Source organism: Caballeronia sp. GAFFF2, assembly GCF_023631485.1.
Taxonomy (GTDB): Bacteria; Pseudomonadota; Gammaproteobacteria; order Burkholderiales; family Burkholderiaceae; genus Caballeronia.
This window is the reverse complement of sequence record NZ_JALQDA010000023.1, coordinates 91,499-105,193: the sequence shown is the minus strand read 5'-3', so window position 1 is coordinate 105,193 and position 13,695 is coordinate 91,499. Positions and strand designations below refer to the sequence as shown.

The window sequence follows — 13,695 nt, the reverse complement described above, 5'->3', positions numbered from 1 at the left end:
GCATTTAGCGATGCGTATATCCAGTTCGCAGTATTTCAACATGAACGTCGCTTCGATGAGCGACCAGCAGAGCTCGCTTGCCTCGATGTATCAGCAGATCTCGTCGGGCAAGCGCATTCTGACCGCTTCCGACGACCCGCTCGGTGCCGCGCAGGCCGTGCAGCTCACGATGAAGACCGCCACGCTCACGCAATACAGCGCGAATCAGACCACGGCGCTTTCGTCGTTGCAGCAGGAAGATTCGACCTTGAGCGACGTGAGCGGCGTGCTGCAAAGCATTCAGACGCAAGTCGTGCGCGCGGGCGATGGCTCCCTCACGAACGCGGATCGCAAATCGATTGCGGATACGCTGCAGGGTTATCGCGACCAGTTGATGAGCGTCGCGAACACGACCGACAGCGAAGGCAATTACATTTTCTCGGGTTTAAAGGGCGGCACCGCGCCGTTTTCGAACAATGCTTCCGGCGTAGGCACGACGTATTCGGGCGATGCCGGCCAGCGCACGGTGCAGATCAGCTCGGGCCGCTCGATTCCCGTGGGCGACACCGGCTCGTCGATTTTCATGGGCGTGTCGCCCACGGATAGCGACGCGGTACCGTCGGCATCGGCGACCAATACGGGCACGGCCACGATCAGCAAGGTGAGCACGACGGATCCGGGCAACGCGAACAATGCGAGCACGTATTCGATCGCGTTTTCGGTATCGTCGACGGATGGTTCGACGAGCTACCTCGTGACCGCGACGCCGCCTGACTCGTCGTTGTCGACGACACCGACCGCATACACGGCCGGCACGGCGATTTCGTTCGGCGGTCAGAAGGTGACGGTCAGCGGCGCGCCCGCGAACGGCGACAGCTTCACGGTGCAGCCGGCGGCATCGGGCAACAACGATGTGTTCGCGACGCTCGACAATTTGATCAGCGCGCTCAAGCAGCCGACGGGCACGCCAGCCTCGGAAGCGACGTTGACCAACGCGTTGTCGACGGCTTCGACCAAGCTCGACAACACCTACACGAACGTGTTGTCTGCGCAGACGGTGGTGGGTGGCCGCGAGCAGGAAGTGAAGGCCACGCAGACGTCGATGGCGACTTCGCAAACGCAGACCGCCAGCGATCTTGCAAATCTGACGAGCATCGATCTGGTTTCGGCGATCAGTTCTTATGAGCTCACGCAAAACTCGTTGACGGCGGCACAGCAGGCGTTTTCGCAGATCCAGAAGTTGTCGTTGTTCAATTACCTCAGCTAACAAGGGGCCTTGTCTCTCGTTTTTTTAGGGAACTTCGAGAAGGGCATCGTGCGGTTTGGCGATGCTCTTTTTTTCGTTTTTTCAGTGGAAGAAGCCGGGAACGATTGCCTATGATTGACGCACCGGACCTAAGTGCAACGTCGAGGATTCGTGCGCCATGAGATACCGACTGCTTGGTGAGACGGGTGACGGAAATGAGGATTGATCGCGCGCTCGTTGTGCTCTGTGCAATGACATGTCCAATCATGTTTGTCGCATGTGGAAGCGGCTCGGATTCGCCGCCTGCCCGCAAGAACACGGCACAACTCGACGCCGGGCGGGCACAGTGGGCCGCGACGCTGCCGGAGCCGGACGCTGACTACGGTGAATATCCGTCGAATTATCAGGACATCATCAAGGCGGCCATGGCAAAGACGCTCAAAGACCCTGAGTCGGCGCGCTATGGCGATTTCTCCACGCCAACGAAGGATCAGGCTATCGAGAACATGACGGAGCATCGTGCCGTTTATGGTTATCTCGTGTGCACGGACATCAACGCGAAGAACAGCTATGGCGGTTACACGGGAGCCAAGCGCCGCTGGTTCCTTATTCGTAACGGCGCTGTCGTTCGGTATGGTGAACGGCCCATGTATGTCGGGCACGTCGCGCCGTGCATGCGCGCACCGTGAGTCGCGATGCGGGCAATGAGGCGTCAAGGGCCCATCGAGCCCGCGATCCTTCCCACCTGTCCCAGCCCCGCCTCGAAGATCCGCTGAAAAAACGGCATCAAATTAGGCACCATCAACTGAAGCAGCAACAAGCCGACGAGCATGGTGACCGGAAAACCCACCTGGAAGATGCCGATCTGCGGCGCCGCGCGATTCAGAATGCCGAGCGCGAGATTGGCGATAAGAAGCGCTGCCACGACCGGCAACGACAGCAACAACCCGGTGGAAAAAACCGAAGCGCCATAACCCACCATCACCCGCCAACCTTGCGCATGCGAAGCGGACGCCACGACATTGACATCGACGGGCACGCTCTGGAAGGTCGTGATCAGTGCGGCGATCAGTTGCAGATGCCCGTCGAAGACGAGAAACGCCAGCATCGCCAGCGTGTTGAGATAGCGCGATACCACCACGGCATTGCCACCCGCGCGCGGATCGTAAAGCATCGCGAAACCGAGGCCCATTTGCTGTCCGATGAACTCGCCAGCCGCATCGACGGCGGCAAAGGCTATTTGCATCGTCATGCCAATGGCCGCGCCAATCAGGAACTGATTGACGATGATCCACACGCCCGCCGCTGAGAACACCGTGGCGTCGGGCATGGCGGGCAAGGTGGGCGCGACGATCAGCGTGATGAAGGCCGCCAGCGCGATCTTCACGCGCGTGGGCAACGCCATATGGTTCAGCACCGGCGCGGTGGCCATCAAGGCAAGGATGCGCACGAACGGCCACAGAAACGCCGTGAGCCAGCCGTTCAGTTGCGCATAAGTAACCGAGAACATCGAACGAATCAGCCCGTGATCGCAGGCGTGATGGTGAACACGTGCCGCATGTAATCGAGGATGGTCGTGAGCATCCACGGTCCTGCGATCACGAGCGTCACCGCCACGGCGATCAGCTTCGGAATGAAGGAGAGCGTCGATTCGTTGATCTGCGTGGCCGCCTGAAAGAGACTAACCACCAGACCCACGACGAGCGCGACCAGCAAGAGCGGGGCAGCCAGCAGCAACGCGACATACATCGCCTGATGCGCGATGGTCATGACCGATTCGGGTGTCATTCCAGCAACCTCAATAGAAACGATAACGTTACGAAACGAAGCTCTGCGCAAGCGAGCCGATCAGCAACTGCCAGCCATCGACGAGCACGAACAGCATGAGCTTGAAGGGCAGCGCTATCGTCGTGGGCGAGACCATCATCATGCCCATCGACATCAAGACGCTCGCCACCACCACGTCGATGATGAGGAACGGAATAAAGATGGTGAAGCCGATCTGAAACCCCGTCTTCAGTTCGCTCGTCACGAACGAAGGCACCAGCAGCGACAGCGGCACGTCTTCCGGACCGTTCATCGGCGCGGCCTTCGAGATGCGGGCGAAGAGCGCGAGATCCGCTTCGCGCGTCTGCTTCAGCATGAACTGCTTGAAGGGCGCGACGCCGCGCTGCATGGCCTGATCCATCGCGATGGTGCCGTCGGAGAAGGGCTTGTATGCGTCGGTGTAGGCTTTGTCGAGCACCGGCGACATCACGAAAAACGAGAGAAACAACGCGAGGCCCACGAGCACTTGATTAGGCGGCGTGCTCGTCGTGCCGAGCGCCTGGCGCAAGAGCGACAGCACGATGATGATGCGCGTGAAGCTCGTCATCATCAGGACCATGGCCGGGAGGAACGAGAGCATCGTCAGCAGCAACATCGTCTGCACGCTGAGCGAGTACGTCGTGCCGCCGTTCGGGCCGGGGCTGGTATTGAAGGCGGGAAGACCCGCCGTGCTTTGCGCGAGCGCCGCGACCGGCAACAAGGCGATCACGACTGGCAGCGCCAGTTTCACGCCGCGCACGATGTTACGACTGACCTGCATTACTTGCTCCCGCCCACGAACTTCTGAAGACGCTTGTTCGCTTCACCGGCGAGGGCATCGCGAAACCGCTGACCAAAACTGCCTTGCAACGTTTGCGCGGCCGACGGCGTTGGTTCGCCGCTTACGTCCGCATCCGCCGATCCAGCGGGCATGGTATGCAGCAAGCGCACGTTGCCGGGCCCCGCGCCGAGCACGAGCCAGGTATCGCCTATTTCGACGACCGCCACGCGCTCCTTGTTGCCGAGCGACGCGCCGCCCACTACTTTCACGAGGCCGCCTTTCCTGCCGCCTTGCAAGCCGAACTTGCGAGCGAGCCACGCGCAACCGAACACGAAGCCGATCACGATGACGAGACCGAACAGCGTCTGCAACACCGCGCCGAAACCGAGCGACGGCACGGCGCTTCCCGCGCCGACGCTCGAAGCGATCTGCGCGGCGTGGTTCACGGCGTTCATATCGGCTGCGCGGGACAGCGCAGGCACGAAGGCAATCAGGACGGCGGCAAAGCGTTTCATCGATTCAACTTCCGGATACGTTCGGACGGCGTGATGATGTCGGTCAGGCGAATACCGAACTTGTCGTTCACGACGACCACTTCGCCTTGCGCAATAAGACAGCCGTTCACGAGCACGTCCATTGGCTCTCCCGCCATGCCGTCGAGTTCCACGACCGAACCCTGCGCGAGTTGCAGCAGGTTGCGAATCGCGATCTTCGTGCGGCCGAGTTCCACCGTCATCTGCACGGGGATGTCGAGAATCATGTCGATGTCGTTGCGCGTCGAAGGCGCCGCGGCTTTCGACAAGGGCTGGAACACGCCCGCGCTGGCCACGGCAGGCGTTTCGTTGCCGTTCTGCTCGGCGAGCGCGCTCGCCCAGTCGTCCATCGACAACTCTTCCGCCTTCATGTCGCCCACGCCGGTCGAGCCGGGCAGTGTGCCTTCCTGCAAGAGATCACTCATATCCACCTTCCTTCATGTTGTCCGACGCGCTGACCATTTTCTGCACGCGCAGCGCGTATTGACCATTGAAAATTCCGTAGCCGCATTCCATCACCGGCACGCCGTCCACCTTGGCGACGACATGCTCGGGCACGTCGATCGGCAGCACGTCGCCCTTGCGCATGTTGAGCAGCCTTTCGAACGACGAACGGATCTCGGCGAGTTCCACCGTCAGTTCCACTTCCGCCGATTGCACTTGCTGCGAGAGCACGCGCACCCAGCGGCGATCCACTTCGAGCGCTTCGCCCTGAATCGGCGAGGAAAGCTGATCGCGAATCGGCTCGATCATCGAGTAGGGCATGCAGATATGCAGCGTGCCGCCCGTCGAACCGAATTCAATGGTGAACTGCGTCACGATGACGATTTCATTCGGCGTCGCCACGTTCGCGAACTGCGTGTGCATTTCCGAGCGCATGAATTCGAACTGCAGCGGACGCACGCTCTTCCACGAAGCGGAGTAGTGCTCGAATACCAGCGTGAGCAGCTTGTGGATGATGCGTTGCTCGGTCTGCGTGAACTCGCGGCCTTCGACGCGCGTATGGAAACGCCCGTCGCCGCCGAAGAGGTTGTCGACCACGAAGAACACGAGGTTCGGATCGAACACGAACAGCGACGTGCCGCGCAGAGGCTTCACATGGACCAGGTTGAGGTTGGTCGGGATCGGCAGATTGCGCGTGAATTCGCTGTACTTTTGCACCTTCACCGGGCCGACGGAGATTTCCGCCGAACGCCGCATGAAGTTGAAGATGCCCACGCGCAACAGGCGCGCGAAGCGGTCGTTGATGATTTCGAGGCCGGGCATCCGGCCGCGGACAATGCGTTCCTGCGTCGCGATGTTGTAAGGACGAACGCCGGCGGGCTTGCTGTCGTCTGAGACCTGATCGACTTCGCCGGTGACGCCCTTGAGGAGGGCATCGACCTCCTCCTGCGACATGAACTCTTCGTGGCCCATGACTCTTTTCCGTTTCCTTGAATCTGGTGCGCGGGCTTACTGCACGACGAATTCGGTAAACAACACTTCTTCGACGTGGGCGGGATGATCCGGCGCGCTGGCGGCCTTCTCGACGGCTTCGCGCAGTTCGTCGGCGAGCTTGCGCTTGCCTTCGACGGTTGCCATCTCTTCGGGGTGCTTTCCGGAGATGAGCATCAGCACGCGGCTGCGGATCTCAGGCATGCGTTCGGTGATCTGCACCTGAGCCTTTTCGTCCGCGAGCTTGAGCGACAGACCGACGCGCAGGTAGTGCATGATGCCGTCGTCGGCTTGCAGGTTGACGGTCAGCGAATCGAGCGGGAAGAACACGGGCGGCGGCACCGGTGCGGGCTTGGCGGGGCCGTGAGGCTGCTTGCCGAGCATGAAGTAAGCGCCGCCGGCGCCAGCACCCAGCAGAACGACCGCGCCAATGGCGATGATCAGAGTCTTCTTGAGCTTGCCGCTCTTCGCGGGAACGATGTCTTTCGGATTTGCAGTGGTGGTAGCCATGAATTCTTGCCCTCTTTCGATAGGTTGAATTGTTGGCTATAACGCCGTTGAGCGATGGGGCGAAAAGAGGGGGGATTTGGGGCTAACTCGTGGGTTAAAGATTCGCGGCGCGACAGCGGTTTTACGGGACATCGGGCGGCGCGGGTGGTGATTCTCGTGCTTTGAGGTGGTCTGGTCGCCGCGTGGACACCAACAAAAAAGCAGCTTTACGCCTCGAAGGGCCTAAAGCTGCTTTTTGCGGCGAGGAAAGGCGCGCCGCCGCCAAACGGCTAACGCACCGCTTGTCCCGTCAAGCCATCAAGCAAACGTATCCACCAACCCGACCGTGCGCCGCACCGGCATCGTCACCGTGCTTGCCACGCCCGAATCGCTACCGCCGACGCCGCCAACACCGCCCACGCCGCGTCCGTTGCCCGACGACGAGCGGCCATCGCCGCGGTCCTGTTGCGACGACTGGCGCGCGAATCCATCCGAAACGCTGGTGGAGCCTAAGTTGATACCGTTGGCTTCCATCGCCTCGCGCAGCTTCGGCATCGCGGCTTCGACCGCTTCGCGCACCTGCGCATGCTGCGACACGAAGAGCGCGTGCGCGTGATTCTCGGAAACCTGCAGAGTGACCTGCAACGGGCCGAGATCCTTCGGATTGAGCGTCAACTCCGCACTCTGTTGCTGCGAATTCGAGAGGAAAACGACTTTCTGGCTAAACGCATCGTCCCAGCCGCCAGCGCCCACGTGAGGCGCAATCGCCGCGCTGGTCGCCGCCGTCATCTCGCCTTGCGCACTCGATACCGCCGACCCCGCCGATGCCGATTGCATCGCCACCGCGCGCGCCGCTGCATCGGCTTGTTGCGAGATGGCTTTGTACGCCGCGCTGCCCGCATCGGCTTGTGGGGTCAGCGCGGCCTGAACCGCTGCCGCATCGCTTGCCAGTGCCGCGGTCGTGGCCGGCGCCGCGTTGTCCCTGGCATCGCCGGCGAGCGCGTTGAGCAGGCCGCCCGAGCGATTACCCTTCGATCCTTCGCCGACCATGCCGCCCGGCGCCTCGTCGCTCTTTCCAGCGCCCGTGGCCGCGCCCGCGCCCGCATGCGCCGATGCCGCCGCGTTCATCGGCACGGCATTCGCCGGCACGTTGTTCATCGCGGCGAGCGCGGCCTGCAGCGCATCTTGCGCGGACTTGGCGTCGCCGCTCTTGTGCGTGTCGCCGGTCGCGGTCTTGTCGTCATCCGTCGATGCAACCGCCGTCGCGGCCGCATCGGTCACGTCGGACACGGTGGTATTCGCAGCTTGGGCGGCGTCCGCGCGCTCGGCCGCATCGGCGGCATCCGTCGCTTTCGCGGGCTTTGCCGGGGCGGCAGGCTTGGACGCATCCGCCGTTTCGGTCTTGCCCGAAGGCTTCGATGCCTCCTTCGTCGAATCCGTCTTGCCGCTCTTGTCGGCCGACGACGACGCCTGCGTGTCTGTCGCGCTATCGCTCTTCTTCACGTCGCTCGCGTCGTCCGACTTGCTGGCGCTCGCGGTGTCGTCGGACTTCGGCACGTCATGCACGCTCGACTTGGCCGCGGTGGACGAAGACAAGGACGACGCCGCCAGCGCCTTGGCTGCCTGTGCGTCGGCATTGGCCTTGTCGGTCATGCTCTGCAGCGTCAGGCCGAACGACGCGCCTGCGTCCGCTGCACGCTTTTTGGCAGCCGAAGATGACGAAACGCCCGACTGCGCGCCGATGGAAGAAACGGAGGACATGCGTTACCTCGAAAAAGTCCGGTAGTTAAATTCAGGCGCGTTCGGCGCGCATGCGCAGCACCTTGGCCGCGTGCTCGTCCGATTCGCGCTGTTCCACGCGCGCCGCCTTCTTGGCGAGCAACGCCTCGCCGCGCGCCGCGAGCACCTCGTAGCTGCCGACCTTCTGCTTCTTGAGACGCCATTCCGGCTTCGCCGCCTCGATGCGCTGGTCGGCCATCACGAGCAACGTGCGCTGTTGCGCGATCGCCGAGTCCAGCGTGTCGACGAACGCCTGGAAGTTACGCAGCGTCTGCGCCGTCGTGCCTTGCTGCGCCGACGCCGTGAAACGCGCGTGATATTCGTCGCGATACGTCACGAGCGAATTGAGTTGCCCCTCGATTTCGTTGCGCTCCTGCTGAAGCTTGCCCAGCTTCTTGGTCGCGGCGTCGAGTTCTTCCTGAGCGAGTTCGATCAGGGTGTTGATCGGCAGATTCTTTGACATGGACGAGTTGGTCTCTGTGGTCGCGCGGTTTTTTTAATAACTTATGACAAATATAGGTGCGGCTGCAAATACTAGTTGAAAAGTTGATGCAATAAATCAAGACTCGGTTCGAAATTCGCCTGCTCGCGAAAGCCTTGCTGTAAAAACGACTCCATTCGCGGATAAAGCGCGATGGCCCGGTCGAGCAGGGCATCGCGGCCGCTGGAATACGCGCCCACGTTGATCAGATCGCGATTGCGCTGATAACGCGAGAGCATCTGCTTGAAAAGGCGCACGTGTTCGAGATGCTTGTCGTCGATAAGCGCGGTCATCGCACGGCTAATCGACTGTTCGATATCGATAGCCGGATAATGCCCCGCCTCGGCGAGCGAGCGGTTCAGCACGATATGGCCGTCGAGAATGGCGCGGGCCGAATCGGCGATCGGATCTTGCTGGTCGTCGCCTTCGGTGAGCACGGTGTAGAACGCGGTGATCGAACCGCCGCCTTCCGGGCCATTGCCGGTACGCTCGACCAGCGCGGGCAGCTTGGCGAACACCGACGGCGGGTAACCCTTGGTCGCGGGCGGCTCGCCAATCGCAAGTGCGATCTCGCGCTGCGCCATCGCGTAACGCGTCAGCGAATCCATCAGCAGCAACACATGCTTGCCCTGATCGCGGAAATATTCGGCGAGCGAAGTCGCGTAAGTCGCGCCCTGCATGCGCAGCACCGGCGAAACGTCGGCCGGCGCGGCCACGACGACCGAACGCGCGAGACCGTCTTCGCCCAGAATCTGTTCGATGAATTCCTTCACTTCGCGGCCGCGTTCGCCGATCAGTCCGATCACGATCACTTCCGCGCTCGTGTAGCGCGCCATCGTGCCGAGCAGCACCGATTTACCGACGCCCGAGCCCGCGAACAGGCCCATGCGCTGACCGCGTCCAACCGTCAGCAGCGAATTGATTGCGCGCACGCCGACGTCCAGCACTTTGTGAATCGGCTCGCGATTCAGCGGGTTGATGACCGGCGATGACAACGGCGCATCGACTTTTGCGCCGAGCGGGCCGAGTCCGTCGAGCGGACGGCCGGATGCATCGACCACGCGGCCGAGCATCTCCCAGCCGACCGGCAGACGTTTCGCGCCTGCCATCGGATCGTTGATCGGCGCGCTTTCTAGCGGATACACGCGCGCGCCGGGCAAGAGGCCGGCCATTTCCGTGGTCGGCATCAAAAAGAGTTTGTCGCCCGCGAAGCCGACGACTTCGGCTTCGGCGGTCGGAATGGCGCTGCCCGGCGGCAGTTCGATCATGCATTCGGAACCGACGCCCATCTTCAGTCCGACCGCTTCGAGCACGAGGCCGGCGGCGCGCGTGAGACGTCCGCACGGACGCAGCGGCTTGGCGATCGCGGTACGCGCCTTGAGGGCGTCGAGCTTGTCGCGCCAGGCGTCGATATGCGGATTGCCCGCCATGTTCGCGAGTTCCGCGATGGTCCGCGCAGCGAGTTCCTCCGGCGATTCTTCCTCGACGACAGCCTCCGGCCCGAACGACGCGCGCGCGATTTCCTGCTCCAGCTCGCTCAGTCCGTCCTGCGTGATGCGATGCGTCATTGCGCTATTTACCACGGCTTGTTCCTCCCCAATGCCGCCGCGACACGCTCCCAGCGCGACGCATTGGTCGAATCGATTTCGCCGCTCGCCGCGTGCGCGCGGCAGCCGCCGCGTTCCACGAGCGGGTCGGGCCGCACCATCCAGCCAGCCGCGCCGAGTTCTTCCTGCAAGTACGCATCGACGATAGGCAGATCGGCGGGATTCACGATCAGCGTCGGCGATCCCGTGAGTTCCGGCTCGGCCGCGATCACTTCGCGCGCCACGGTGACGAGCGCCGTCGGATCGTGCGCCAGATGCTGCCGCACCACTTGCTGCGCGATATCGACCGCGAGCGTGGCGAGCGTTTCCGCGATGGCGGCATCGGCGGCTTGCAGCGCGATCCTGAACGCATCGGCGATTTCCGCGAGACGCGCCGCTTCGGCGAGCGCTTCCTTGCGGCCGTCCTCGAAACCCTTGGCGTGACCTTGTTCGAAACCGGCCTGATACCCGATCGCCTGTCCAGCCACATGACCCGTGGCGAGACCTTGCGCATGCGCGTCTTCCTCGACGCGGCGCAAATGCGCTTCGAGCGCTGCCTGATCCGCCGCGCTGTGGTCCACGGTGACGGGATCGAACGAAGCCATCTCCCAGCGCTGATACGCGGAGAGCGGCGCCTTCGGGTTCTGGGCCGGATTAGACATATGCATCCTCTGCCTTGCCGCCTAATTGAATCTGGCCGTTTTCCGCCAGATTACGCACCACCTGAAGCACCTTGCGTTGCTGCTGCTCGACTTCCGACACACGCACCGGACCGCGCGAATCGAGGTCTTCCGCAAGCAATTCGGCCGCGCGTTGCGACATGTTCGACAGGAACTTCTGACGCAACGCGGGCTGCGCGCCCTTGAGCGAGACGATCAGCGTTTCGGATTCCACTTCCTTCAGCAGCAACTGGATCGCGCGGTCTTCCAGGTCGAGCAGGTTCTCGAACACGAACATCTGGTCGATGATCTTCTGCGCGAGTTCCACGTCGTATTCCTTGACGTTGTTGATCACGCCCTCTTCATGGTTGCTCGACATGAAGTTGAGAATCTCGGCCGCCGTGCGGATACCGCCCATCGGCGCGCGCTTCAGGTTGTCGCTGCCGGAGAGAAGCGTGGTCAGCACATCGTCGAGTTCGCGCAGCGCGGCGGGCTGAATACCGTCGAGCGTGGCGATACGCAGCAGCACGTCGTTACGCAGACGGTCGTTGAGCAGCGAGACGATTTCCGAAGCCTGATCGCGGTCCAGGTGCACGAGGATCGTCGCGATGATCTGCGGATGCTCGTTCTTGATGAGTTCCGCGACCGCGCCCGAGTCCATCCACTTCAGACCTTCGATACCGCTCGTATCGCTGCCTTGCAGAATCCGGTCGATGAGCGCGCCAGCCTTGGTTTCGCCGAGCGCCTTCGTGAGCACCGAGCGGATGTACTCGCTCGAATCGAGCGACAACGCGGTGTGCTGCTCCGCTTCGCTGACGAATTCGGTCAGCACGTTGTCGAGCTGCTCGCGCGTCACGTTCTTGAGCGCCGCCATGGTCGCGCCGATCTTCTGCACCTCGCGCGGAGCGAGATACTTGAAAACTTCGGCGGCTTCTTCCTCGCCGATCGACATCAGGAGGAGCGCGGCTTTATTGAGACCTTCAGCGTTCATCGGACACCCAGTTCTTCACGACCGTCGCCACGATTCTCGCGTCCTGACGCGCCACCATGCGCGCGTAGTCGAGATTGCGATCGAACTTGGCCTTGTTGCTTTCATGACCGAGGAGACTTACCTCGGCATCCTTGTCATCATCGTCATTCTTGGCGCCGCCTTCGAGCGCCGGGCCGTCGAGCAGCGAGAGTTCGTCTGGCGCGTTGAGCGAGGGCGCCGCCGGTTCCGGCACGGGGAAGGCGCGGCGCATTGCCGGCTTCACCATGCTGAAGTACAGGAACAGTGCGACGATGCCGATGCCCACGTACTTCGCCAACTGAATACCGCGCATGATCATGTCCGGCGTGCGCCACCACGGCACATCGGGCGTCACGTTCTGGTCGGAGTTGAACGCGCTGTTCACCACGTTGACCGAGTCGCCGCGCTTCTCGTCGTAGCCCATCGCGTCCTTCACGAGTTGCTGGACTTGCGCGAGCTTGTCGGCGGCGAGCGGCGTCATCGTGACGTTGCCCTTCGCATCGACCTGACGCTGATAGTTCACGACCACCGCCACCGAAAGACGCTTGATGCCGCCTGTCGCCTGTTCGTAGTGGCGCACCGTGCGGTCCACTTCGTAATTGGTCGTCGTGTCCTTGCGCAGGTTCTGCGGCGTGGACTTCGCGGCGGCAGCGCCGGTTGCGTCCGATGCTCCGCCCGTGACCGGCGCGGATGCCGGCTGCGGCGGCTGGTTCGACAGCGCGCCCGGCACGCCCGACGGGCCGCTGCCCGAGGTTTCGCTGGATTCGCTCGATTGCTGGCTGCGGATCGACGTGTTCTGCGGGTTGGCGTTCGGGCCGTAGCTTTCGGCGGTCTGTTCGAGCTTCGAGAAGTCGATGTCCGCGCTCACTTGCGAATGCGCGTTGCCGCCGCCGAAGAGCGGGGAAAGAATCGCGTCGATGCGCTTTTGCGTGTTGTGCTCGATCTGCTGCACGTACTTCAGTTGCGATGCGTCGAGACCGTTCGCGGCGCTCTGGTTCGTGAGCAGGTTGCCGTCCTGATCGACGATATTCACGTTCTTGACCGGCATGTCCGCCACGCCCGACGACACCATGTGCGCGATCGCCGAAACCTGTCCTTCGTCGAGCACGCGGCCGGGAAACAGGTTGACCATGACGGACGCGGTCGGCAGTTCCTTGTCGCGCACGAACACGCTCGGCTTCGGAATGGCCAGATGCACGCGTGCCGACTTCACCGAGGAAATTGCGCCGATGGTGCGTTCCAGTTCGCCTTCGAGCGCGCGCTGGTAGTTGATCTGCTCCGCGAACTGGCTAATGCCGAACTTTTGGTTGTCCATCAGTTCGAAGCCGACCGAGCCGCTTTTCGGCAAGCCCTGGCTTGCGAGGCGCAGACGCGTTTCGTGCACCGACTCGGCCGGAACGAGGATCGCGCCGCCGCCGTCGGAAAGCTTGTAGGGAATGTTGCCCTGCTGGAGCGCGGCGACGATCGCACCGCCGTCGCGGTCGGAGAGATTCGAGAACAGCACGCGGTAGTCGGGCTGGCGCGTCCACATGACGAGCCCCGCCACGACCATCGCCAGAATCGCCACGGCGATGATGAGCGGCACGCGCGGGTTCGAGCGGAATTGCGAGAGCATCGGCATGCGCTGAGCGAAGCCGCCGAAGTCGGCGCCGCCAGCGCCGCCGGTGAGGCTGGGGCTCGCGGCGCTCGCCGAGGCGCCAGGCTGCGCGCCTGCCAGGCCCATTCTGGCGTCTGGCGTGATCAGTGAGTTGTTGGGCGTATCCATTTAGCGTCGAAGCTCCGAATCTTTTGCGTTCCCCTCTGGCCGGTCGTACTGCCCGTGATGCGGCGCCGGAGGACTTTTGACGAAATGGATTATCCGCAGAAGATTGCAAGTCGATTCGGCGAATAGAGCCGGGTTTCCCCCGTTCTTC

At 62.5% G+C, this 13,695-nt stretch carries 15 protein-coding genes; 2 read left to right on the top strand and 13 right to left on the bottom strand.

The genetic code is table 11. From position 1 onward, the window contains the following. The first annotated feature begins 10 nt into the window (after positions 1 to 10). Together flgL and NCT04_RS14035 are read left to right on the top strand one after the other, a co-directional pair. Complete coding sequence (gene flgL / locus NCT04_RS14040; protein ID WP_244826549.1) at positions 11 to 1,246, top strand: flagellar hook-associated protein FlgL; 1,236 nt, start codon at positions 11 to 13, stop codon at positions 1,244 to 1,246. A 245-nt stretch (positions 1,247 to 1,491) separates the two neighbouring features. Continuing rightward, positions 1,492 to 1,914: a hypothetical protein gene (locus tag NCT04_RS14035; RefSeq protein ID WP_250466040.1), complete on the top strand. Its 423-nt coding sequence runs from the start codon at positions 1,492 to 1,494 to the stop codon at positions 1,912 to 1,914. Between the two features lie 23 nt (positions 1,915 to 1,937). Here NCT04_RS14035 and fliR read toward each other — a convergent pair whose 3' ends face one another. The 13 genes from fliR to fliF form a co-directional block, all read right to left on the bottom strand. Continuing rightward, positions 1,938 to 2,735: a flagellar biosynthetic protein FliR gene (gene fliR, locus NCT04_RS14030; protein ID WP_250466038.1), complete on the bottom strand. Its 798-nt coding sequence runs from the start codon at positions 2,733 to 2,735 to the stop codon at positions 1,938 to 1,940. A gap of 8 nt (positions 2,736 to 2,743) precedes the next feature. Further along, complete coding sequence (gene fliQ, locus NCT04_RS14025; RefSeq protein ID WP_244826546.1) at positions 2,744 to 3,013, bottom strand: flagellar biosynthesis protein FliQ; 270 nt, start codon at positions 3,011 to 3,013, stop codon at positions 2,744 to 2,746. A 28-nt stretch (positions 3,014 to 3,041) separates the two neighbouring features. Continuing rightward, on the bottom strand, positions 3,042 to 3,812 hold the full coding sequence (fliP, locus tag NCT04_RS14020; protein WP_244826545.1) for a flagellar type III secretion system pore protein FliP: 771 nt from the start codon (positions 3,810 to 3,812) through the stop codon (positions 3,042 to 3,044). Next, positions 3,812 to 4,327 carry a flagellar biosynthetic protein FliO gene (fliO, locus tag NCT04_RS14015; protein WP_250466037.1) on the bottom strand — a complete coding sequence of 172 codons (516 nt, stop codon included), beginning with the start codon at positions 4,325 to 4,327 and terminating at the stop codon, positions 3,812 to 3,814. Before fliO ends, fliP begins: the two co-directional genes overlap by 1 nt. After that, complete coding sequence (gene fliN / locus NCT04_RS14010) at positions 4,324 to 4,716, bottom strand: flagellar motor switch protein FliN (RefSeq protein ID WP_244828135.1); 393 nt, start codon at positions 4,714 to 4,716, stop codon at positions 4,324 to 4,326. The genes fliO and fliN overlap by 4 nt, the downstream gene beginning before the upstream one ends. 46 nt (positions 4,717 to 4,762) lie before the next feature. Next, positions 4,763 to 5,761 carry a flagellar motor switch protein FliM gene (gene fliM, locus NCT04_RS14005; RefSeq protein WP_244826543.1) on the bottom strand — a complete coding sequence of 333 codons (999 nt, stop codon included), beginning with the start codon at positions 5,759 to 5,761 and terminating at the stop codon, positions 4,763 to 4,765. A 36-nt stretch (positions 5,762 to 5,797) separates the two neighbouring features. Further along, a complete protein-coding gene (gene fliL / locus NCT04_RS14000) occupies positions 5,798 to 6,289 on the bottom strand; it encodes a flagellar basal body-associated protein FliL (RefSeq protein ID WP_244826542.1) in 492 nt (163 codons plus the stop codon). A gap of 297 nt (positions 6,290 to 6,586) precedes the next feature. Next, positions 6,587 to 8,029 carry a flagellar hook-length control protein FliK gene (locus NCT04_RS13995; RefSeq protein WP_250466035.1) on the bottom strand — a complete coding sequence of 481 codons (1,443 nt, stop codon included), beginning with the start codon at positions 8,027 to 8,029 and terminating at the stop codon, positions 6,587 to 6,589. Between the two features lie 31 nt (positions 8,030 to 8,060). Continuing rightward, positions 8,061 to 8,510: a flagellar export protein FliJ gene (fliJ, locus tag NCT04_RS13990; RefSeq protein ID WP_244826537.1), complete on the bottom strand. Its 450-nt coding sequence runs from the start codon at positions 8,508 to 8,510 to the stop codon at positions 8,061 to 8,063. 71 nt (positions 8,511 to 8,581) lie between these two features. Then, a complete protein-coding gene (gene fliI / locus NCT04_RS13985) occupies positions 8,582 to 10,096 on the bottom strand; it encodes a flagellar protein export ATPase FliI (RefSeq protein WP_250466294.1) in 1,515 nt (504 codons plus the stop codon). A gap of 8 nt (positions 10,097 to 10,104) precedes the next feature. Beyond that, positions 10,105 to 10,776, bottom strand: a complete 672-nt coding sequence (fliH, locus tag NCT04_RS13980; RefSeq protein ID WP_250466034.1) for a flagellar assembly protein FliH — start codon at positions 10,774 to 10,776, stop codon at positions 10,105 to 10,107. Further along, positions 10,769 to 11,764: a flagellar motor switch protein FliG gene (gene fliG / locus NCT04_RS13975; RefSeq protein WP_244826535.1), complete on the bottom strand. Its 996-nt coding sequence runs from the start codon at positions 11,762 to 11,764 to the stop codon at positions 10,769 to 10,771. The genes fliH and fliG overlap by 8 nt, the downstream gene beginning before the upstream one ends. Beyond that, positions 11,754 to 13,547 carry a flagellar basal-body MS-ring/collar protein FliF gene (fliF, locus tag NCT04_RS13970; protein WP_250466033.1) on the bottom strand — a complete coding sequence of 598 codons (1,794 nt, stop codon included), beginning with the start codon at positions 13,545 to 13,547 and terminating at the stop codon, positions 11,754 to 11,756. The genes fliG and fliF overlap by 11 nt, the downstream gene beginning before the upstream one ends. Positions 13,548 to 13,695: the final 148 nt, after the last annotated feature.